The following is an 18399-nucleotide window of genomic DNA, read 5'->3' as shown; positions in this document are numbered from 1 at the left end:
TACGCGGTAAACGAAATCCGCTGTGCTTACCCAACTCTCCATCCGGAATTACGCCCTTATCGAAGACCTGCAGGTCTCGTTTTCCAAGGGGTTTACCACCATCACGGGGGAAACCGGGGCAGGGAAATCCATATTACTGGAAGGCCTGGGCCTGGTCCTGGGTAACCGGGCAGACCGTTCGGCCCTCCGGGACGACCAGAACCATTGTGTGGTGGAGGCCGAATTTGAGATCTCATCCTATCCGGCCATCCGGGAGTACTTTACGCGGGAAGACCTGGACTATGATCCCCAAACCCTGTTAAGGCGCGAGATCCGGCCCAACGGTAAATCCCGGGCATTTATCAATGACAGCCCGGTAACCCTGGATGTACTGGCGGGATTGGGACGCCTGCTGATCGACGTGCATTCCCAACATCAGACCCTGGAGCTCACCGAACACGATTTTCAGATGCGGGTAGTAGACGCCCTGGCGGAAAACCGTGAATTGCTGGGGCGCTATGGGGAGGTGCGTCGGGAGTACCAGGAAACCTCGCGAGAATTGGAGCAGCTGCGTGAAAGGCGGCAGGCGGCCTTCCGGGAACAGGACTACAACGAATTTTTGCTGGAGGAACTGGAGCAGGCCAACCTGAGCCCGGACCTGCAGGAAACCCTGGAGGCACGCCAATCCGAACTCAGCAATGCCGGGCAGATTGCCGAATACCTGGAAGCGAGTTACCAGTTATGCGAGGCGGAGGAGCACGGCCTGCAGGCCCTGCAGGCCCGCTTAAAGCAACTAACCGGGAAACTGACCTCCCTGGCTCCCAAATACGCCGAACTGCACGCCCGTGTGCAGTCCCTTTTTATTGAGACGGACGACATTACCCAGGAATTCGGCGCCCTGGTCTCGGAGGTGGAATCCGACCCGGCAGCCCTGGATACGGTCAATGGCCGGTTACAAACCCTTTACGACCTGCAGCACAAACACCATGTGGGCGATGTACAGGGCCTGATCGAGGTTCGGGATGCCCTGGCCCGGCAGGTTAGCGATACGGCGTCCATGGACGAAGCGATTGAACGGCTGGAGGCCCGTGTGACCGAACAGGAAGCCACCTTGCACGCCCTGGCCCTGCAGTTGCGGGAGCGCCGCGAGCAGGTACTGCCACAGTTCACCGCCCAATTGGGCGAACAACTGGCCCGCCTGGGGATGCCCCATGCCTCCTTTCGCTGGCTGCTGCACCAACGGGACGATTTTGGCCCCCTGGGCCGTGACCTGCTGGAACTGCAATTCACCGCCAATAAAGGGGGGCAGTACGGCATCCTCAAAAAAACGGCCTCCGGGGGGGAACTTTCCCGGATCATGCTGGTGATCAAGGCCATCCTGGCCCGGTATGAAGCCTTGCCCACCATGATGTTCGACGAGATCGACACCGGGGTCTCCGGGGAGATCTCCAACCGCATGGGGGAGATCATGCTCGAAATGAGCCGTCACATGCAGGTGTTTGCCATCACCCACCTGCCCCAGGTGGCTTCCAAGGGCCACCAGCAATTCCAGGTGTACAAGGAAGTGGGGGCAGACCAGACCCGTACGGGTATGAAACCCCTTACCCGCGAGGAGCGCATCCAGGAGCTGGCCCAGATGCTGGGGGGAACCCAGATTTCCGCTGCCGCACTGAGCCATGCCCGCGAGCTGCTCAATTAAGGAGTTAGGCGGGGTGAAATCCAGGCCAGGTTCCCCAAATTTTGAATATCTTTGAGCCGTAAAACCAAACCAGACCGCACATGTCCTACAATCTTTTGAAAGGAAAAAGAGGTATTATTTTCGGGGCCCTGGACGAGAACTCCATTGCCTGGAAAACTGCTGAGCGCGCGCATGAGGAAGGCGCCAAATTTGTCCTGACCAACGCCCCCATTGCCATGCGCATGGGGCAGATCCAGGAGCTGGCCACCAAAACCGGGTCGGAGATCATCCCGGCCGATGCGACCAGCGAGGAAGACCTGCAGGAGCTGGTGAGCCGTTCCGTTGAAATCCTGGGCGGAAAGCTGGATTTTGTACTGCACTCCATCGGGATGTCGGTAAACGTGCGTAAAGGACGCGCCTATACCGATCAGAACTACGACTGGACCACCAAGGGCTGGGACGTTTCCGCCCTGTCTTTTCATAAGGTCATGAAGGCCCTTTATCAGGGGGATGCCATGAATTCCTGGGGCAGTATTGTCGCCCTTACCTATATGGCGGCCCAGCGTACCTTCCCGGATTACAACGATATGGCCGACAACAAAGCCTACCTGGAGTCTATAGCCCGCAGTTTCGGGTATTTTTTCGGGAAGGAAAAACAGGTGCGCGTAAACACCATCTCCCAGTCGCCCACCCCCACCACCGCAGGGAAAGGGGTGAAGGGTTTTGACGGGTTTATCGCCTATGCCGAAAAAATGTCGCCCCTGGGGAATGCCACCGCCCAGGATTGCGCGGATTATACCATTACCCTCTTTTCGGACCTCACCCGGAAGGTGACCATGCAGAACCTCTTTCACGATGGAGGCTTCTCTAACACCGGCGTAAGCCAGGAGGTGATCGACCACTTTACGGAATAAACCGGATCCCAATATACCCATAGCCATCCCCCAGCGCGCGGATGGCTTTTTTGTACCATGCCCGAAGCCTTGAAATTCTCACTTGTCGTCCCGGTGTACAACCGGCCGGAGGAATTGGATGAACTGCTGGAAAGCCTGAAGGGACAGGTGTATAATGCTCCCTTTGAGGTGGTGGTGGTGGAAGACGGCTCCCAGCGGGATTCGGCTTCCGTGGTACAGGCTTATGCCTCCCACCTGGACATCCAGTATTTCACCAAACCCAATACGGGTCCCGGCGATTCCCGGAACTACGGGATGCGAAAGGCCAGCGGGGACTATTTCCTGCTGGTGGATTCCGACTGCATCCTGCCGCCGGACTACCTGCAAATTGTCAGAGACGCCCTGCTTGCAGACCCTGCAGATTGCTTTGGGGGCCGGGATGCCGGCCATCCCAGTTTCAGCCCTATCCAGCAGGCCATCAGTTTTACCATGACCTCCCCCCTGACGACAGGGGGCATACGGGGCCGGAAAAAGGCCCAGCGCAACTTTCAACCCAGGAGTTTTAATATGGGGCTTTCCCGCCGCGCCTTCGAGGCCAGCGGAGGCTTTGGGAGCATCCACCCCGGGGAGGACCCGGACCTGAGCCTGCGGTTGCTGCAGGCGGGATTCCAACTCAAATACATCCCGGAAGCCGTGGTCTTCCATAAACGCCGGATTGACTTTAAGTCCTTTTACCGGCAGGTTAAGAAATTTGGCATGACCCGGCCCATCCTGAATCGCTGGCACCCGGGTACGGCCAGGATCACCTATTGGTTCCCCACCCTTTTTTGCGCGGGCCTGCTGTTTGCCCTGCTGTTGCCGCTGTTCTGGCAACACCCGCTTTCATGGGCGCCACTGGCCTTTGCAGGGGCCTACCTGCTGGCCCTTTTCTTTGCAGCCTGGGCCACCTACGGTTCTGTGTATATCGCCCTGCTTTCCCTCCCTGCGGCCCTTATCCAGTTTGCGGGTTACGGCTGGGGTTTTCTTAAATCCACCAGCTTGCTTACCTTTAGTGGAAAGAAGCCGCAGGAATTGTTTCCCGGCCTCTTCTTTAAGGCCTGACAGGTGATCGACAAACTCAAATCCGGCATCCGCAAGCCCAAGGCCAGGACCTTCCTTCTTTTTCTGGCCTGCGCCATTGCTGCCTGGCTCGTAAGCCGGCTTTCCGAGACGTATACCTATCCCGTAGTATTCAAGGTGGCCTATGGGCAGGCCCCGGACTCCCTGATCCTGGTAGAGTCGCCCCCACAGGACCTGGAGGTTCGGGTGCGGGCCAGTGGCTTTAAGCTGCTGGCATACCAGCTTAGCCCGCGCCGCCTGGAGATTGACCTGGCAGCGGCTTCGCGCCGCCGCGGCCGGTATTTTATACAACCCCGGGTGTTCCGGGACCAGATAGACCGGCAAATGGACAACGGGATTGCCATTTTGGACCTGCCACAGGATACGGTATTCCTCAACTTCCAGCGGTTGCAGTCCCGAACCGTATCCGTAGAACCTGTACTGGAACTGGAACTGGCCCAGAATTACATGATGCAGGGCGAGGTGAAGGTTGACCCACCGCAGGTACACCTGCTGGGCCCCCCGGAGGAGATCGACACCATACGGGTGTTGCGCACCCAGCCCGTGGTGCTGAAGGATGTGCGGGACTCCATTCGCCTGGAGGTCCCCCTGGAGGTAGCCGGGAACCTGCAACACACACGCCTTTCCCGTGAAGCAGTGGTGGTATCTGCAAATATTTTCCGGTTTTCGGAAACCGTGGTGGATGTCCCCATTGAAGTGATCAATATCCCCGAACGCCTGGATATCCGAACCTTTCCCACCACCGTAGGTATCCTTTGCCGGGGAAAGGTGGATGCCCTCAATACGATTCAGCCCGAAGATTTCCGGGTGGTTGCGGATTTTGGCAGCCCGGACCCGGAATCCGGCCGCCTGCCACTGATCCTGGAACGACAGCCCGGGGGCGTATACAACAGCAGCCTGCTGGAGGCTTCCGTAGAATTCATTATACGCAGAGAATGATAACGGTAGGACTTACCGGCGGGATTGGCAGTGGCAAGAGTACGGTGGCCGCCTTCTTTGAGGATCTGGGTGTCCCGGTTTATCACTCGGACGCCCGTGCTAAAATACTCATGGAAACGGATCCCCGGCTCCGGGATGCCCTGATAGGGCTATTGGGGCCGGAAACCTATCGGGAAGGGCAGTTGGACCGCGCCTGGGTGGCATCGCGCATTTTTAAAGACAAGGCCTTGCTGGAAGCGGTAAACGCCCTGGTCCATCCGGCGGTGCGACAGGACTTTCTCCACTGGTCGGAAGACCAGGACTCGCCTTACGTACTGCAGGAGGCGGCTATTCTGTTTGAAAACGGAGGGTACCAAAACATGGACCGAATGATCCTGGTTACCGCCCCGGAAACGGAGCGCCTCAAAAGGGTTGTAGCCCGGGATGGAGCAGCGGAAGCAGCGGTCCGCTCCCGTATGAAACACCAGTGGCCGGATGCCCGCAAACGCGCCCTGGCGGATTTTGAAATCCGGAACGATTCCCTTCCGCACACCCGGCAACAGGTCGGGGAAATCCATCGAGAATTGCTGGAACTATCAGGTTCTGCGGGGCTTAGCGAGTGTTAAGGTTTGGTTAAACCCCCCATCGCCTAAATGTTAAATTTTTACTTTTACCTTATCGATGAATAGAAAATTGTTTGTTCTGCTCGTCATTCTGATGAGCCTGTCGCTGATCGGGATTATCGCCGTTCAGATCTACTGGATTCGCAATTCGGTGCAGGACAAGGAAGAGCAGTTTTCCAGTGTGGTTACCGATGTCCTGAACCGCGTTTCCGATATGATCGAGGAACGGGAGATGAAGGATTATTCCGAGCGCTTTCTGAACCTGAAAGACAGCATAGGGGAATTACAGAGCCGCCACCTGAGTGACATTTTTTTCGTCGACCGGGATTTGAATTCCAATGAAATTCTGGTGTATTCCCACGGGATACTCGAGGAGGATTACAATATCGCATCCACGTTCTTTGACAGTGGTACGGCAACGGACTCGGCCACCATTAAAAGCTATACCAGCCGCCGCTCCAAAACCCTTTACCGGGAAGAATTTGGCCTGGACGGTAAGGCCTACCGGCTTAACCCGATAGAACGCTGGGAGAAGGTAGGCGGGCTGGGAGCCATGGAAAAAGCCATGTTCGACGACGTGTACCGGGAGTATGCGGAAAAGTTTCCGATCCACGAACGCGTGAGCCGGGAGGAGATCGAAATGATGATCAGCCGGGAACTGGAGTCGCACAACCTGGACATCGATTACGAATATGGGGTATACAGCCGCGGCCTGCCCACCAAGGTAAAGTCACGCAGGTTCAAGTACGAGGCGGGAAATTTTTATAAAGCCCCCTTATTCCGGGACAGTGAAGGCAATACAGACTATGCCCTGTTGCTCTCCTTTCCCAGGGAAAAGAAGTTTATCCTGGCATCCGTGCTGGGTATGGCGGGTCTCTCCCTGTTGTTTACGCTTATCATCATGATTGCCTATGCCAGCGCGATTTACCAGTTGATCCGGCAAAAGCAGATTTCCGAGATTAAGTCGGATTTCATCAACAATATGACGCACGAGTTCAAGACGCCTATCGCGACCATCAACCTGGCGGTGGAGGCCATCCGGAACCCCAAAGTGATTGGGGATGTGGAGAAAACCAATCGGTACCTGCAGATGATCCGTGACGAGAATAAACGCATGAATGCCCAGGTAGAAAATGTGCTTCGCATTTCCAAGCTGGAGAAGAACCAGTTGGATATCAGTAAGGAACGCCTGGATTTGCACGACCTAATACGTAGCTCCATAGACCATGTGGAACTTATCGTAAAAGACAGGGGCGGGTATGTGAAGTCCCATTTGGAAGCGGAACGATGCGATGTCCTGGCCAATGAAATGCACCTGGGGAACGTTATTGTCAATATCCTGGACAATGCCGTAAAGTACTCCCCGGAGGCACCCAAGATTGATGTGTATACGGAAATGGCCAAGAACGCCATCCTGATCCGGATCCAGGACCAGGGCGCCGGGATGTCCAAAGCCGTATTGAAGCGCATTTTCGAAAAGTTCTACCGGGAGCATACCGGAGACATACACAACGTGAAAGGACATGGGCTGGGGCTGGCTTATGTCAAGAAAATAGTAGAAGATCATCAGGGAGAGGTATACGCAGAGAGCGAGAAGGGCAAGGGAAGCACCTTCTTTATAAAGCTCCCCTTAATTTAAAATTGCAATATGGAAACCGAAAACAAGAAGATATTACTCGTAGAAGACGATCCCAATTTCGGGATTGTCCTCAAGGACTACCTGTCCATGAACGACTTTGATGTAACCCTGGCCAAAAATGGAATGGAGGGGTTCGAAAAATTCAAGAAGGAACATTTTGACGTCTGTATCCTGGATGTGATGATGCCCTATAAGGACGGCTTTACCCTGGCGCGGGAAATCCGCGAGAAAAACGAGAATGTCCCCATCATCTTCCTCACCGCCAAAACGATGAAGGAAGACGTGCTGAAAGGGTACAAGGCCGGGGCAGACGATTACCTGAACAAGCCTTTCGATTCGGAGGTGCTGCTGATGAAGCTACGGGCCATCCTGCAGCGCAAAGCATCGGATAACCTGGCGGACAGCAAGCAATTCGAATTCTCATTCGGGCACTTCCACCTGAACTCCAAGCTGCGTTTCCTCAAGTACAAAGAAGAGGAGCCGGTTAAACTCTCCCCCAAGGAAAATGAATTGCTGCGCCTGCTGGCCCTGCATGAAAACGATCTGATGCCCCGGGAACTGGCCCTGACCAAGATTTGGCGGGACGACAACTATTTTACCTCCCGAAGTATGGATGTGTATATCGCGAAATTACGCAAGTACCTGAAGCGGGACGAGGATGTGGAAATCCTCAACATCCACGGAGAGGGTTTCCGGCTGGTTGTGAAAACGGATTCCGAAAAGTCCTGAGACCTGGAAATTACCTTATTGCAATGCACCACGGGCCGGCTTTAGCCGGCCCGATGTGTTTCCAGCACCCTTTGCAGCATTTGATCCGGGGAAAGGGCCACGTCCAGTTGAATCCCGTAGGACGGGAGCTCCAGGGTGTCGAACTGGGATTGCAACAACCCCGGGGGCATGAAATGGTCGGTGCGGGCCTGGATACGTTTTTGCAGGGTTTCAAAGGCACCATGGAGCACTACCCATTGCTGGATACCTTCCGGGATACCCTCAGCTAAGCGTTGCCGGTAGGCCTCTTTCAGAGCCGAGCATACGATTACTGCCCCGCTGTCCCGGTGGTCGCGGGCCAGGCGGTTCAGCCGATCCAGCCAGCCGGCCCGGTCCGAGTCGGTAAGGGGGATACCTGCGGACATTTTAGCGATATTGGCCTGGGGGTGGAAGTCGTCCCCATCGAAAAAAGGGACGCCCAGGGCGCGCGCCAGGGCCAGGCCCAGGGTGGATTTGCCGGAGGCAGAAACCCCCATTATCCAATATATCCCAGGGTGGTTTTGTGCTGTTTTCATAAAGTTTCCAGGCGGGATTGAATGGCTCCGATTACGGCTTCCGGGTCTGCGTCGTACGGTACCCAGAGGGCGTTCGCATCCCGTCGCAGCCAGGTGAGTTGCCGCTTGGCAAAGCGGCGTGTGTTTTTCTTGACCTCGGCCACGGCCGTATCCAGGTCGTATTCTCCCTCCAAATGGCGGAAAAGCTCCTGATACCCCACGGTTTGCAGCGCATTCAGATGGCGCATGGGGTAGAGTTTCCTGGCTTCCTCCAACAGGCCCGCTGCCATCATGGCATCCACCCGGGCTTCAATGCGCCGGTAGATCATTTCGCGGGGGGCTTCCAGGGCCAGGGGCAGGTGGTGGAAAAAATCCGGAGGAGTGGCCTTTCCTCGGTATCCGCTATAGGGTAGATCCCCGCTCAGGCATACTTCCAGGGCGCGGATCAGGCGATGAGGGTTTTGCAGGTCTACCTGGGCGTGGTATACCGGGTCCTTTTCCGCCAGAAGGTTTTGCAGGGCTTCCAGCCCCTGCGTCTCCCACAGCCGGGTAAGCGCTTCCCGAACCCCCGGGGCCACTTCCGGGAAGGCGTCCAGGCCTTTGGTGACCGCATCCGTATACAGCCCGCTGCCACCGACCAGGATCATCAGGGGGTGGTTCCGGAACCCATGGCGCAGGCAGGCCAGGGCATCACGGGCATAATCCCCGACCGAATAGGGGTCGTGTATGGATAGATGCTGTATAAAATGGTGGGGGGCGGCCAGCAGCTCCCCGGGCTCCGGCACGGCCGTGCCGATGCGCATTTCCCTATAAAACTGGCGGGAATCGGCGGAGAGGATCTCCGTCCCGAAATGCCGGGCCAGGCGGATAGCCCAGGCCGTTTTTCCAATGGCAGTAGGGCCGCTTATGCTGAGCAGGACCGGCTTCATCACAGGGCAGAACCGCAGTTAAAGCAGTACTTGGCCCCGTCCCGGTGCCCTTCCACGGCACAGGTTGGGCAGGATTGGGTGTTCAGGTGCACGGTCGTGTCCGAAGTGGCATCTGTGGCCCCGCCCCTGTGTTTGGCAAATTCGACCGTTACGATTCCGGTGGGGACGGCAATGATCCCGTAACCGAGAATCATAATCACCGTGGCAATAAACTGGCCGATGTTGGTTTGGGGTGCAATATCCCCATAGCCTACCGTAGTCAGGGTAACGATGGTCCAGTAAATACTCCTGGGGATGGAGGTAAAGCCTGCCTCGTCGCTTTCGATCAGGTACATGATGGTCCCCATAATGACGGACAGGATCAGGACCACATAGATAAAAACCAGGATCTTGGTCCGGCTGGCCTTCAGGGCCGTCTTCAGCTGTGACGCTTCGCCTATAAACTGTACCAGCTTCAGGATCCGGAAGATCCGCAGCAGGCGGAAGGCCCGTACTGCCAGAAAAACCTGGGACCCCGCCACCAGGTAGGAGAGGTACAGGGGGATGGTCGAGATAAAATCGATAATGCCGTAAAAACTGAAGATGTAATGGGCCGGCTTGCGGATGCAGATAATCCGGGCAATATATTCGATGGTAAAGAAAATGGTAATGGCCCATTCCAGGGTCAGCAGAATGTCGTGGTAACGGGCGTCAAAATCCTTTACGCTTTCGAGCATGACCAGGATCACGCTCACGATGATCATAAAGAAAAGTACCAGGTCGAACCATTTCCCCATGGGGGTATCCGCCTCGTAGATAATCTCGTGCAGTTTGCTTCTCCAGGTACTATTTGAGCGGTGCTGCTCCAAAGGCTATCAGATTTCCAGGACCTTCATCACGCTCTTGCGTTTTAGGTAGGATGCCAAAAGAACCAGGCCGCCCACGGGATCCCGCATTGGGGTGATCAGGGATTCTAAGATATGAATATTATTGATTTGGTGGTTTAAACCATAATATCCGAAGCCCCTCAATTCCTGCCCCTTCAGCCAGAATGCGGCCCGTTCCCCGGCATCGCGGCCCCGGTCTACCAGGAGCCAGTCACGCCCGTGCAGGGAATAGGTTTCCGCCCCTATACTCAGGCTGCTGGGCGGCTCTCCCTTGGGGCGAAGGTTCCGGGGCTTGAACCGCGGGCGCACTTCCTTCAGCTCGTTGTAGGCCTTCAGGCGGGCGCTCAATTCGTTCCCCGTAGCTTCAAACCGGACCTCCCGGGTGAGTTTGCTCAGGGCCCGGGGCATTTTTCCATCGCCTGTAAAATGACGGTTTACGTCCCGTTTCATATTGTTGGAGGCGTTCAGGTAAAGGATGTCCCCCTCCTTGCTGTAGAGGTAGTACACGCCTGTTTCCACAGGCACCTGCTCTACCAGCCTCAATTGCCGCCCGGAGAGCTCGCCATGGGTTTCCTGGCGGATGGTTTCCTTCAGGATACTCTTCCCATTGTCCCGGTCCAGCAGTACCTGGAAGAGCTTCAGGGTGGCCAGGGCGTCCCCGTTGGCCCGGTGGCGGTTGCTTAAGGGAATACCCAGGGCTTTTACCAGTTTGCCCAGACTGTGGGATTCGGCCTCAGGGATCAGGCGCTGGGCCAGGTCTACGGTACAGAGGGTTTTACGTTCGAATTCGAAGCCCAGGCGGCGGAATTCCGTTCTGAGGATGCGGTAATCAAAGGGAGCGTTGTGCGCAACTAGGATGCAACCCTCGGTGATTTCTACAATGCGCTTGGCCACCTGGAAGAACTTGGGGGCGGTACGCACCATTTCGGGCCGGATGCCGGTGAGTTTTTGTACGTAGGGCTGGATGTCCCGTTCGGGGTTGATCAGGCTAATGAAGGTATCTTCTACTTCCCGCCCGTTAAAGCGGTGGATGGCGATTTCCGTAATCCCTTCCTCGTTGAATTTCCCCCCGGTGGTTTCGATGTCCAGTATGGCGTACACGATGGTGAATATTATCCGTAATTCCTGGAGCCAAAGATACGACTTCCAATACGCACCATGGTGCTGCCTTCCTCAATGGCCGTGGGATAATCCCCGCTCATCCCCATAGACAGGGTATCTGCATTGGGCCAGGCCTCCCGGGCCCGGTCGTAGAGGGTTTTCAGATGGCGGAATTCCCGCCGTACCTGGGCTGTATCGTCGGTAAAAGTGGCCATCCCCATGAGACCCCGCAGGCGCACATTGGGGAAGGCTTCCAGGGCACCGCTGCCCAGTAAGGCTTCCAGTTCGCCGGAATCAAAACCAAATTTAGTGGCTTCCTCGGCAATATGCACCTGCAGCAGGCAATCTACCACCCGGTTGGCCCCGGCCGCCCGCTTCTGGATCTCTTTGAGGAGTTTCAGGCTGTCTACCCCGTGGATCAGGCTTACGAAATCCACCAGGTATTTGACCTTGTTGCGTTGGAGGTGGCCAATCATATGCCATTGTATGTCCTTGGGTAGGGCCTCGTATTTGGAGACCATTTCCTGCACCTTGTTTTCCCCGAAGATGCGCTGGCCGGCCTGGTAGGCCTCCAGGATTTCTGCTTCGGACTTGGTTTTGGAGACGGCTACCAGGGTTACGCCCTTGGGCAATTCTTCCCGTATTTCCTTCAATTGCTGGGCAATGCTCATGGGGAATTATTGGAATTGAGGGGAGACCTTCTCGGCTTTCCGGCTTTCGGAATAATCGTAGAAGCCTTCCCCGGATTTTACCCCAAGCTTACCAGCCGTAACCATTTTGACCAGTAGGGGGCAGGGTGCATATTTCGGGTTCCGGAACCCTTTGTGCATCACTTCCAGGATGGACAGGCACACGTCCAGGCCAATGAAATCTGCTAATTGCAGGGGGCCCATAGGGTGGCCCATGCCCAGCTTCATCACCGAGTCGATCTCAGTCACTCCGGCCACCCCGTGAAACAGGGTTTCGATAGCCTCGTTGATCATGGGCATCAGGATGCGGTTGGCCACGAACCCGGGATAGTCGTTCACCTCGGTAGGTACTTTTCCCAGTTGGCGGGAGAGTTCCAGGACCGTTTGGGTAACGGCATTACTGGTGCTGTATCCGCGGATCACTTCCACCAGTTTCATGACGGGCACGGGGTTCATAAAGTGCATCCCGATTACCTGCTGCGCGCGCCCGGTAACCGCGGCAATTTCGGTGATGGAAATGGAAGAGGTGTTGGTGGCCAGGATGGCACCGGAAGGACTGTGGGTGTCCATTTCACGGAATATTTCCTTTTTCAGGTGGGCGTTTTCCGTTGCTGCCTCTACCACCAGGTCTGCCTGCTGCACCCCCGCCCGTAGTTCGGTCCCGGTCTGGATCCGCTTCAGGGTGGCCTGGGTTTCCGCCTCGGTGAGCAGTCCCTTGGCCTGCTGACGTTCCAGGTTCTTTCCGATGGTTTTCAGGGCATTTTCAAGGCGTTCCTCTGAAATATCTACCAGGGATACCTCAAAGCCGTTTTGGGCAAAGACATGGGCAATGCCGTTGCCCATGGTACCTGCCCCGATTACTGTAATGTTTTTCATGTCTGTCTTCAGTTTTGGGGGGTGTGTTCGGTGTTGTCAAAGGCTGCGATCACCCGCAGGGCCACATCCAGGGCACGGGTGCCCTGCTCCAGGGTAACCGGGGGTTCTGCGCCTGTGGCAATGGCGTCAGCAAAGCTTTCCAGTTCGTCCAGGATGGCATTGTTGGGGTGGATTTCCGGGTTCTCGAAATAAATCTGCTTGCGGTCCCCCTCGGCGTTTTGCAGGATCATGTCAAAGTCCCCGGGCGTCTGCGGGGCGTCCTTCATCCGGACCACCTCCACTTTCCGCTCCAGGAAATCCACGGAGACATAGGCGTCCCGCTGGAAAAACCGGGACTTGCGCATGTTTTTCAGGGAGATCCGGCTGGCCGTAAGGTTCGCCACACAGCCGTTTTCAAAGACGATACGGGCGTTGGCAATGTCCGGGGATTGGCTGATGACGGAGACCCCGCTGGCCTGTATATCCTTAACCGGGGCCGGTACCACGCTCAGGATAATATCGATGTCGTGGATCATCAGATCCAGAACCACCGGTACATCGGTCCCCCTGGGGTTGAATTCGGCCAGGCGGTGGGTTTCGATAAACATGGGGTTCTCCAACTGCCCCGCAACGGCAGTGAAGGCCGGATTAAAGCGCTCCACATGCCCTACCTGGGCCTGTACGCCATTTTCCCGGACCAGGTCCAGCAGGGCTTCGGCCTCTTCCAGGGTGTGGGTCACCGGTTTCTCGATAAAGACGTGTTTTCCGGCCAGGATGGCCTTGCGGGCACAGTCGTAGTGGGAGAGGGTAGGGGTTACGATGTCTACCATGTCGCAGGCTTCGATCAGGGTATTGATGTTGTCGAAGTAGGGGATCCCGAATTGCTGGGAAACCTCTTTGCCGCGAATCTGGTCGGGGTCGTAAAAGCCTACCAGGTTATAGCGGGAGGATTCTTTCAGCAACCGGAGGTGGATTTTGCCCAGGTGTCCTGCACCCAGTACGCCGGCTCGTATCATATCGGCTCTATTTTTCCGCAAAAATAGGCATAGTTTGTGAGACGCGTATGGCCCCCGAGCAGGAAGCTTGGCCGGCGCCAACCACCGCTGGCCGGGGCGGCCGAAAACCCGGCCATCCGCCCGGAAAATGCCGGAGATTTTCTAATTTAGCAGAAAACCAACCATCTTGAGGGACACCCTGAAACATAAGGGAAAACGCAATCAGCTGGCCAGGACCCTGGAAGCCAAGGGCATTCGCCACCAGGGAGTGCTGGAGGCCATTCGTACCATCCCCAGGCACCTGTTTATGGACAGTGGTTTCGAAGACCATGCCTATCAGGACAAAGCCTTTCCGATAGCCGCCGAACAAACCATTTCCCAGCCCTACACGGTGGCTTTTCAGACCGTGCTGCTGGACCCCAAACCGGGTGACAAAATCCTTGAAATCGGGACGGGCAGCGGGTACCAGACTGCGGTGCTGTTGCACCTGAAGACCAGGGTCTTTACCATAGAACGCCAGCTGGAACTCTTTAAGAAAACCAATCTCTTTTTTAAGAAGATGGGGTACCGGCCTAAGAAGTTCATCTTTGGCGACGGCTATAAGGGCATGCCGGAGGAAGCCCCTTTCGACGGGATAATCGTAACCGCTGGCGCCCCTGAAATCCCTAAAGCACTGCTATCCCAGCTGGCCATTGGTGGCCGGATGGTGATCCCGGTGGGGGTAGAGAGCCAGACCATGGTGCTGGTGCAGCGAACCTCCGAAAAGGAATTTGAAAAACAAGATTGCGGTGCCTTCCGGTTTGTCCCCATGCTGGGCGACAAAAATTAATTAGTTGTTGTAGGCTTTTTTGACGCGGTCCAGTTGTCGCTTGGATTCCCGCGCCTTGATGGTTTCCCGTTTGTCGTATTGCTTTTTCCCCCGGGCAAGGGCAATCTTCATTTTGGCCAGGCCCTTATCGTTCAGATAGAGGTTTAGGGGCACGATGGTTTGCCCGGAGGTTTTCACCTCCTTGTGCAACTTGCGCAGTTCCCGTTTGTTCAGCAATAATTTCCGGGAAGCCTTGGGCTGGTGGTTGTAATGGGAGCCGTGGGAATACTCCTCTACATTCATATTGATCACGAAGAGTTCCCCACGTTCATTAAATTCGCAGAAACTTTCGGAGATGGAAGCCTTTCCCATGCGGATGGACTTGATCTCCGTGCCGGACAATACAATCCCGGCCTGGAAGGTTTCCAGGATTTCGTAATCGAAGCGGGCCCGTTTGTTCCGGATGTCGATGCGCTTTTGCAACATGCGGCAAAAATAAGATAAATTATGCGGAAAGAACGGCACGTGCTGAAAGGTGTGGCCCGCTGCCGCGACACAATGGCAAACCGAATTCTGATATGAAAAAAACTGTAATGCTTATGTGCGCCGCCGGGCTGGTGGCCATGCTGTCCCAATGCGGGGAGGCCCCTGAAAAACCCCTGACTGCGGACGAGATCGTTATCCGTTCTATAGATTCCGCCGGCGGGCAGGCCTACCTGGAAAATGCCATTGCCTTTCGTTTCAGGAACCGCGCCTACCGCTACCACCGGGAAGCAGGGCAGCGCGTATATGAGCGGGAAACCCAAACCGATTCCGGTGTAATTACAGACATCCTCCAAGGGGGAGCATTTACCCGGCTTTTTGACAGTACGGCGGTAGCCTTGCCGGACAGCCTGCAGCAGCGCTACGGAAATTCGGTGAATTCCGTCCATTATTTTGCCTACCTGCCCTACGGCCTTAATGATGCGGCCGTAAACAGGGAACTCCTGGGTAAAGTGGCGCTTAAGGGGCAGGAGTATTACAAGGTGCGGGTCACTTTCGACCAGCAGGGCGGGGGCGAGGACTTCGAGGACGTCTTTGTCTACTGGTTCAACACCCAAAGTTTTAACCCGGACTACCTGGCCTACGAATACCACACCAACGGCGGGGGGCTTCGCTTCCGGGAGGCCTACAATACCCGTAGAATTGGCGGAATCCGTTTCCAGGATTACATCAATTACAAAGCAGAAGTAGGCTTGCCCGTTGCAGGGCTGGACAGCATTTATGACGCAGGAGGGCTGGAAGAGCTTTCCCGGATTGAACTCGAGGAGGTAACCGTTACTCCGGGCAGTTACAATTGAAGTACAGGCGGGTAGCGGTAGCCTGCCGGCCAACCAGGGTCACGATAAAGAGGCTGCCGTTGTCGGCATCGTCCATGGCCTCGTAGCGGGGTTCCCCCAGCATCTTATTGACCAGGTCCGGGGTGGTGTTGGAATGCCCGACAACCAGCACATGCTGACCCAGGTGGTCTGCCTTTAATTTTTCGATATCCAGGGTAGATGGGTCGTAGTATTGTACCGTAATATCCTTTTTAACGGAGGTAGGCGCCGCGGTCATGGTGGTGCGGGCGTAATCGGTGCTGTAGATGGCATCCAGGGGCACGTGGTTCAGGATTTCTGCCCAGTGCATGGCGCGCCCAAGGCCGCGCTGTATCAGTTCCGGGTCCGGATTGTCCGGGTTGCTGCGGTCCTTTTCGGCATGCCGGATAAAATAGAAGGTGGAAACCTCCTGAATTTCGGGGGTTGCGGCATCCGCCGATGTATTCTTACAGGAAACCAGGGCAAGCAGGGAAAGCCCTGCCAATGCCGTCCGAAAAATTTTCATATCGAGCCGATTTATGTACATTTGATGGGCATGCGCCTGTTCTAAAACTGAAGATAATCAAATTTAGTATAAGGCGCCTTATACCAAAGACGGGTTATGGGAAAACGATTTGGCGTCTTACTCTCCTTGCTGATGCTCCAGGGCATCTTTGCCCAGGACCCCAACCTCCCCTCGGATTTGCGCCAGCAGAACCTGTTGCTGGTAGCCCCCCAGTTGTTTAACCCTGTCATGAGCCTGGAACAGGAGTACACCCACCGGTTTTCCGCATGGTCCCGCTGGCAATGGCAGACCATAGACCTGGATCCCACCTCTGTTATGGTTTCCTATACAGGCGCCCGCAAGCGCATGGCCTACGGGGCTGGCTTTCTGGAACACAACACCGGCGTATTCCTGCAGACCGGGGGCTTCCTCCATACCGCCTACCGCTTTACCCTGTCTCCTAAAGTGCGTATAGATGTGGGGGCCAACCTTTTTGGTTACCTGCAGGAGGTGGCAGACAACCGGTTTTTCCTGCAACAGGGGATTGCCCCCTTTACGGGGGGCAGTGACTTTGTCATGCGGCTGGCTCCGGCCCTGCAGGTAGGGATTGGAAAATTTGCCCTGGGCATGAGTTCCGAAAACCTTGTGGATTACAATATTACGCGCAGTACGGCCGTAACCGATTCCGGGGAAAAAATTTTTACGGGCATGCTGCATTTCACGGCGGTTCCGGGGCCGGGCCCCGGGTTTATCCGTCCGCAGGTATATATCCGGCGACTTCCCGGGTACGATACCCAATATGGTTTTAATGTCCTTTGGTCTGCCTCCAGGTTCTGGGCCCAGGGAGGCTACAACAGTTTCTATGGGGCATCCCTGGGGCTGGGTGGCCGTTTCCTGGACCGCCTAAGCCTGGGCGGGGTGGTGGAATACGATTCTCCTCAGCCCGATAATGACGCCCTCACCTATGGCATTATGGCTGCCCTGGACCTGGGCCCTAAATTAACCCAGGAAAAGCCCAGGGCGCGGCAGGCCCCGGTATTGCCAGAGCGAGACCTGTTACAGGAGGCCGAAGAAGCCCGTGCCCGACAGGATGCCATTGCTGCTGAACAGGCTGCCCGGCAGGCGGCCCAAGAGCGGCGGGATTCCCTGCAGCAGGCGGCCCGCCAGGCTGTCGCGGAGCGTCTTGCGGATTCCCTGGCCCGTGTAGAGGCCGCCCGGGCCGTTACCGTACAGCCCCAGCAGGGCGAGCGGTATCAGGAGGTGGCGGCCGAGGCCGGGCTACAACCCGGATATTACCTGATTGCCAATGTCTTCGGTACCCAAAAGTATTTTGAGGCCTTTATGCGCCAGTTGCAAGCCCAGGGGCTGGAGCCCCAGTCCTTCTTCAGGGAGGCCAACCAGTTCAACTACGTACACCTCGGGCGGTTTCCGACCATGGAAGCGGCGCGTGCGGCACGCGACAGTGGGTTGGGAGGCAGGTATAAAGGGGAACTGTGGATCCTCAGGATCCGGTAAAAGGAACTCAGACCGGCTTTAGCTCCCGGCTCAGGAGCAATTCCAGATAGGTAATGGTATTGTGCAGGTATTTGCGGTCCGCGGCCAGGGTGGCCATGGCAACCGCGCCCTGGATCATGGTGTATAACTGTTTGGCAAATTGCAGGGGAGGTACGGCCAGCCTGAATTCGCCGGCTTTTACTCCGTCCTCCAGCAACAGGGCGATCTTTCCTTCAATGGTTTGGGCCGTTTCCCGCGCCGCAGCGGCCAGGGTCCTGTGGTTAAACTGGGCATCTATGCCTACATTCAACACCGGGCACCCTCCCATATCGTGCGTAAAGCGGTCGTAGTGCCGGTAGAAATCCATGAGGGCAGCTAGGCGCTGGCGTGCATCCGACCCCTCCTGCACTGCCTGGTCCAGGCCGCTGAGCAGGCGGGTGCTGTTGTGCTGAAAAGCTGCCAGGGCCAGGGCATCTTTGTTTTCGAAATTCCCGTAAAGCGCCCCTTTGGTCAGGCCGGTGGCCTGGGTGAGGTCGCTCATGCTGGTGCCCACGTAGCCCTGCCTGTTAAAAATAGGGGCAACCGTCTCGATGATGTAGGCGGTAGTGCGCTGGGCCTTAGTGGTCATTTAGGGGTTATTTGTTACGAATATATGAATTGATACGGAAAGGTATGTTACCCCCGGGAAAATAAAAACCCCCCGGTATCT

Annotated in this window: 20 protein-coding genes; 10 read left to right on the top strand and 10 right to left on the bottom strand. The window is 56.2% G+C overall.

The features are described 5' to 3' along the window. Positions 1–22 precede the first annotated feature (22 nt). From recN to OZ410_RS12420, 7 genes are all read left to right on the top strand, one after another. Positions 23–1678, top strand: coding sequence for a DNA repair protein RecN (gene recN / locus OZ410_RS12450; protein WP_277708303.1), 1656 nt, complete (start codon positions 23–25; stop codon positions 1676–1678). Between the two features lie 80 nt (positions 1679–1758). Then, positions 1759–2571 carry an enoyl-ACP reductase FabI gene (locus tag OZ410_RS12445; protein WP_277708302.1) on the top strand — a complete coding sequence of 271 codons (813 nt, stop codon included), beginning with the start codon at positions 1759–1761 and terminating at the stop codon, positions 2569–2571. A gap of 69 nt (positions 2572–2640) precedes the next feature. Continuing rightward, positions 2641–3651 (top strand): glycosyltransferase family 2 protein, encoded by a 1011-nt coding sequence (locus tag OZ410_RS12440; protein WP_338156658.1) that lies wholly within the window; start codon positions 2641–2643, stop codon positions 3649–3651. A gap of 3 nt (positions 3652–3654) precedes the next feature. Then, a complete protein-coding gene (locus tag OZ410_RS12435) occupies positions 3655–4608 on the top strand; it encodes a CdaR family protein (RefSeq protein WP_277708300.1) in 954 nt (317 codons plus the stop codon). Next, positions 4605–5213 (top strand): dephospho-CoA kinase, encoded by a 609-nt coding sequence (gene coaE, locus OZ410_RS12430; RefSeq protein ID WP_277708299.1) that lies wholly within the window; start codon positions 4605–4607, stop codon positions 5211–5213. Before OZ410_RS12435 ends, coaE begins: the two co-directional genes overlap by 4 nt. A 55-nt stretch (positions 5214–5268) precedes the next feature. Then, positions 5269–6849, top strand: a complete 1581-nt coding sequence (locus OZ410_RS12425; protein ID WP_277708298.1) for a sensor histidine kinase — start codon at positions 5269–5271, stop codon at positions 6847–6849. 9 nt (positions 6850–6858) lie between these two features. Further along, complete coding sequence (locus OZ410_RS12420; protein ID WP_277708297.1) at positions 6859–7578, top strand: response regulator transcription factor; 720 nt, start codon at positions 6859–6861, stop codon at positions 7576–7578. Between the two features lie 41 nt (positions 7579–7619). Here OZ410_RS12420 and OZ410_RS12415 read toward each other — a convergent pair whose 3' ends face one another. The 7 genes from OZ410_RS12415 to OZ410_RS12385 all read right to left on the bottom strand — a co-directional run bounded on the left by OZ410_RS12415 (position 7620) and on the right by OZ410_RS12385 (position 13567). Further along, positions 7620–8132 (bottom strand): gluconokinase, encoded by a 513-nt coding sequence (locus OZ410_RS12415; RefSeq protein WP_277708296.1) that lies wholly within the window; start codon positions 8130–8132, stop codon positions 7620–7622. Continuing rightward, complete coding sequence (gene miaA / locus OZ410_RS12410; protein ID WP_277708295.1) at positions 8129–9040, bottom strand: tRNA (adenosine(37)-N6)-dimethylallyltransferase MiaA; 912 nt, start codon at positions 9038–9040, stop codon at positions 8129–8131. Before miaA ends, OZ410_RS12415 begins: the two co-directional genes overlap by 4 nt. Beyond that, complete coding sequence (locus OZ410_RS12405) at positions 9040–9816, bottom strand: ion transporter (RefSeq protein WP_420917759.1); 777 nt, start codon at positions 9814–9816, stop codon at positions 9040–9042. Before OZ410_RS12405 ends, miaA begins: the two co-directional genes overlap by 1 nt. Before the next feature lie 78 nt (positions 9817–9894). Then, complete coding sequence (locus tag OZ410_RS12400; protein WP_277708293.1) at positions 9895–11007, bottom strand: exonuclease domain-containing protein; 1113 nt, start codon at positions 11005–11007, stop codon at positions 9895–9897. 11 nt (positions 11008–11018) lie between these two features. After that, entirely contained in the window at positions 11019–11678 is a 660-nt protein-coding gene (locus OZ410_RS12395; RefSeq protein WP_277708292.1) for a YggS family pyridoxal phosphate-dependent enzyme, read from the bottom strand. Positions 11679–11684: 6 nt separating this feature from the next. Then, on the bottom strand, positions 11685–12572 hold the full coding sequence (locus OZ410_RS12390) for a 3-hydroxyacyl-CoA dehydrogenase family protein (RefSeq protein WP_277708291.1): 888 nt from the start codon (positions 12570–12572) through the stop codon (positions 11685–11687). An 8-nt stretch (positions 12573–12580) separates the two neighbouring features. After that, positions 12581–13567 carry a Gfo/Idh/MocA family protein gene (locus OZ410_RS12385; RefSeq protein WP_277708289.1) on the bottom strand — a complete coding sequence of 329 codons (987 nt, stop codon included), beginning with the start codon at positions 13565–13567 and terminating at the stop codon, positions 12581–12583. A gap of 166 nt (positions 13568–13733) precedes the next feature. Here OZ410_RS12385 and OZ410_RS12380 point away from each other — a divergent pair, with 166 nt between their 5' ends. After that, positions 13734–14375, top strand: a complete 642-nt coding sequence (locus tag OZ410_RS12380) for a protein-L-isoaspartate(D-aspartate) O-methyltransferase (RefSeq protein ID WP_277708287.1) — start codon at positions 13734–13736, stop codon at positions 14373–14375. On the opposite strand, the gene smpB is transcribed toward OZ410_RS12380, so the two are convergent. Then, positions 14376–14840 (bottom strand): SsrA-binding protein SmpB, encoded by a 465-nt coding sequence (gene smpB, locus OZ410_RS12375; RefSeq protein ID WP_420917755.1) that lies wholly within the window; start codon positions 14838–14840, stop codon positions 14376–14378. 92 nt (positions 14841–14932) lie between these two features. On the opposite strand from smpB, the gene OZ410_RS12370 reads away from it, so the two are divergent. Continuing rightward, on the top strand, positions 14933–15694 hold the full coding sequence (locus OZ410_RS12370; RefSeq protein ID WP_277708285.1) for a DUF6503 family protein: 762 nt from the start codon (positions 14933–14935) through the stop codon (positions 15692–15694). Here OZ410_RS12370 and OZ410_RS12365 read toward each other — a convergent pair. Next, the gene (locus tag OZ410_RS12365; RefSeq protein ID WP_277708284.1) at positions 15672–16217 is read right to left on the bottom strand and encodes a SixA phosphatase family protein; all 546 of its coding nucleotides are present in this window, start codon (positions 16215–16217) and stop codon (positions 15672–15674) included. The genes OZ410_RS12370 and OZ410_RS12365 overlap by 23 nt on opposite strands. A 96-nt stretch (positions 16218–16313) precedes the next feature. On the opposite strand from OZ410_RS12365, the gene OZ410_RS12360 reads away from it, so the two are divergent. Beyond that, positions 16314–17711, top strand: coding sequence for a PorP/SprF family type IX secretion system membrane protein (locus OZ410_RS12360; protein WP_277708283.1), 1398 nt, complete (start codon positions 16314–16316; stop codon positions 17709–17711). A 7-nt stretch (positions 17712–17718) separates the two neighbouring features. Here the strand turns inward: OZ410_RS12360 and OZ410_RS12355 are convergent, their stop codons facing one another. Next, positions 17719–18318 carry a TetR/AcrR family transcriptional regulator gene (locus OZ410_RS12355; RefSeq protein WP_277708282.1) on the bottom strand — a complete coding sequence of 200 codons (600 nt, stop codon included), beginning with the start codon at positions 18316–18318 and terminating at the stop codon, positions 17719–17721. Positions 18319–18399: the final 81 nt, after the last annotated feature.

This window comes from Robiginitalea aestuariiviva, from assembly GCF_029537735.1.
In the GTDB taxonomy this organism is placed as follows: domain Bacteria; phylum Bacteroidota; class Bacteroidia; order Flavobacteriales; family Flavobacteriaceae; genus Robiginitalea; species Robiginitalea aestuariiviva.
This window is presented reverse-complemented; position numbering and strand designations above follow the sequence as displayed.

Excerpts from the sequence above, each read along its gene's own strand:
- miaA (WP_277708295.1), bottom strand. The coding sequence starts at position 9,040 with ATGAAGCCGGTCCTGCTCAGCATAAGCGGCCCTACTGCCATTGGAAAA.
- OZ410_RS12420 (WP_277708297.1), top strand. The coding sequence starts at position 6,859 with ATGGAAACCGAAAACAAGAAGATATTACTCGTAGAAGACGATCCCAAT.
- coaE (WP_277708299.1), top strand. The coding sequence starts at position 4,605 with ATGATAACGGTAGGACTTACCGGCGGGATTGGCAGTGGCAAGAGTACG.
- OZ410_RS12355 (WP_277708282.1), bottom strand. The coding sequence starts at position 18,318 with ATGACCACTAAGGCCCAGCGCACTACCGCCTACATCATCGAGACGGTT.
- OZ410_RS12390 (WP_277708291.1), bottom strand. The coding sequence starts at position 12,572 with ATGAAAAACATTACAGTAATCGGGGCAGGTACCATGGGCAACGGCATT.
- OZ410_RS12405 (WP_420917759.1), bottom strand. The coding sequence starts at position 9,816 with ATGGGGAAATGGTTCGACCTGGTACTTTTCTTTATGATCATCGTGAGC.
- OZ410_RS12415 (WP_277708296.1), bottom strand. The coding sequence starts at position 8,132 with ATGAAAACAGCACAAAACCACCCTGGGATATATTGGATAATGGGGGTT.
- OZ410_RS12445 (WP_277708302.1), top strand. The coding sequence starts at position 1,759 with ATGTCCTACAATCTTTTGAAAGGAAAAAGAGGTATTATTTTCGGGGCC.
- OZ410_RS12370 (WP_277708285.1), top strand. The coding sequence starts at position 14,933 with ATGAAAAAAACTGTAATGCTTATGTGCGCCGCCGGGCTGGTGGCCATG.
- OZ410_RS12360 (WP_277708283.1), top strand. The coding sequence starts at position 16,314 with ATGGGAAAACGATTTGGCGTCTTACTCTCCTTGCTGATGCTCCAGGGC.
- smpB (WP_420917755.1), bottom strand. The coding sequence starts at position 14,840 with ATGTTGCAAAAGCGCATCGACATCCGGAACAAACGGGCCCGCTTCGAT.
- OZ410_RS12425 (WP_277708298.1), top strand. The coding sequence starts at position 5,269 with ATGAATAGAAAATTGTTTGTTCTGCTCGTCATTCTGATGAGCCTGTCG.
- OZ410_RS12365 (WP_277708284.1), bottom strand. The coding sequence starts at position 16,217 with ATGAAAATTTTTCGGACGGCATTGGCAGGGCTTTCCCTGCTTGCCCTG.
- OZ410_RS12395 (WP_277708292.1), bottom strand. The coding sequence starts at position 11,678 with ATGAGCATTGCCCAGCAATTGAAGGAAATACGGGAAGAATTGCCCAAG.
- OZ410_RS12385 (WP_277708289.1), bottom strand. The coding sequence starts at position 13,567 with ATGATACGAGCCGGCGTACTGGGTGCAGGACACCTGGGCAAAATCCAC.